Below are 1,518 nucleotides of genomic sequence, written 5' to 3' on the forward strand. Positions count from 1 at the left end.
GAGCGGTAGTCGTCAATCGGTGGCGTCTGGTGAATCGGCCTTGGTGCCTGTCTTGCGGGTCTGCTCTCTGGCCTTGATGCGCTTCTTCGCCGTAGCACTGCTGTGCAGGAATCGATGGCTCTCGTTTCCTGTCTCCACGATGTGACAGTGGTGCGTGAGGCGGTCGAGCAAGGCGGTCGTCATCTTCGCGTCCCCGAACACCGTCGACCATTCGGCGAAGTCCAGGTTGGTCGTGATCACCACGCTGGTGTGCTCGTAAAGCTTGGACAGCAGGTGGAACAGCAGCGCACCGCCGGCCTGGCTGAACGGCAGGTAGCCCAGTTCGTCCAGGATCACCAGATCCATTCGCAGCAAGCTCAGCGCAATACGCCCGGCCTTGCCCTGGGCCTTCTCCTGCTCCAGGGCATTGACCAGATCGACCGTCGAGTAGAACCGCACGCGCTTGCCGTGGCGCACGATGCCCGACACGCCCAGAGCCGTTGCCAGATGGGTCTTGCCTGTGCCCGGACCACCGACCAAGACCACGTTGTGCGCGGCCTCGGTGAACTCCAGCGTCGCGAGCTGGTGGACCAGCTTCTGGTCGACCACCGACGCATCGAAGTCGAAGCCGGCCAGATCCCGGTGCACGGGGAAGCGCGCAGAGTTCATCTGGTGCTGGACCGAACGCATCGAACGGTCTGTGGTCTCCGCCTGCAGCAGGTGCTCGACCAGCCAGCGAGAGGCATCCAAGCCGGACGCGGCACCTTGCTCCGCCAGATCGCACCAGGCACTGGCCATGCCGTGCAGGCGCAACGCCTTGAGTTCGACTGTCACGTCACGCATGGTCCACCTCCTGTCCACGCAAGCCGTCGTATCGGGCCGTGTTGGCCAGCGGCGGCGTGACGATCTGCAGTACCGTCTGCGCACTCTGCGGTGCTGCCGGTGCGGCGAGCCGCCCGAGCACATTAACGACGTGCTCCACGCTGACCCGGCCCGATGGCGGACCACTCTCCAGCGCCAACTCGACCGCCACGATCACCGCGTCCAGCCCCGCCGTCGGCACGATGGCCAACACCTGCGCCATCACGCGATCTCCACCGGCCTGGCGCAGCAGGCCGCGGCGCAGTTGCTGCAGTGCCTCGGGCATGTCTGCGAAGGGCGCACCGTTCCTCAATGCACCAGGCTTGCGCTGGATGAGCGGAATGTAGTGCTGCCAGTCGTAGCGGGTGCCGCCAGAGGCGCTCAGGCGCTCGTGTCGCGCGACCACCGCATCATCGGCAACAACCACGATGCCGCCCGGATACAGCCGCGTGCTGACCATCTGCCCGGCCAGCTCGCAGGGCACCGAGTAGCGGTTGCGTGCCACCGACACCAGGCAGGTGCTCGACACCCGGGCAGGCTTCTCTACGTAGCCATCGAAGGGCTCAGGCATGGGCATCAGGTGGGGACGCTCGTGCTCGAGCATCTCGGCCACGCTGAACTGGCTGTGCTCGGGGTGGCGCACCTCGCTCCACAGTGCTCGGCATCGCTCCGCCAGCC

Annotated in this window: 1 protein-coding gene and 1 pseudogene; both read right to left on the minus strand. The window is 66.0% G+C overall.

Features of this window, described 5'->3' with window-relative positions; translation table 11 throughout:
• Nucleotides 1-12 precede the first annotated feature (12 nt).
• Nucleotides 13-822 carry an IS21-like element helper ATPase IstB gene (gene istB / locus IB243_RS26945; protein WP_192430111.1) on the minus strand — a complete coding sequence of 270 codons (810 nt, stop codon included), beginning with the start codon at nucleotides 820-822 and terminating at the stop codon, nucleotides 13-15.
• A pseudogene (istA, locus tag IB243_RS26950) lies at nucleotides 815-1,518 on the minus strand (IS21-like element ISVapa4 family transposase); the annotation flags it as partial. The gene istB and the pseudogene istA, both read right to left, overlap by 8 nt.

Source organism: Acidovorax sp. ACV01 (assembly GCF_014851495.1).
In the GTDB taxonomy this organism is placed as follows: domain Bacteria; phylum Pseudomonadota; class Gammaproteobacteria; order Burkholderiales; family Burkholderiaceae_C; genus Acidovorax; species Acidovorax radicis.